Below are 246 nucleotides of genomic sequence, written 5' to 3' on the forward strand. Positions count from 1 at the left end.
GCGTCCCTCGAGGAAGGCGCGCGCATACATGCCGGGCGAGGCATGCCCTTGGAAGAAGATCTGGTCGCCGCCGCCCGGGTGGTCCTTGCCGCGGAAGAAGTGGTTGAAGCCGACCTCATACAGGGTGGCCGACGACGCGTAGGACGCGATGTGGCCGCCCACGCCGATGCCCGGACGCTGGGCGCGATGCACCATGATCGCGGCGTTCCAGCGGAGCAGGCGGCGGATGCCGCGCTCGAGGTCCTC

The 246-nt window shown here is 69.9% G+C and carries 1 protein-coding gene; it reads right to left on the minus strand.

Features of this window, described 5'->3' with window-relative positions; genetic code table 11:
- Positions 1 to 246: hypothetical protein (locus RMT89_RS44810; RefSeq protein WP_315889495.1), on the minus strand; the 246-nt coding region annotated here is incomplete at both ends.

Source organism: Streptomyces sp. P17 (assembly GCF_032436805.1).
Taxonomy (GTDB): domain Bacteria; phylum Actinomycetota; class Actinomycetes; order Streptomycetales; family Streptomycetaceae; genus Streptomyces.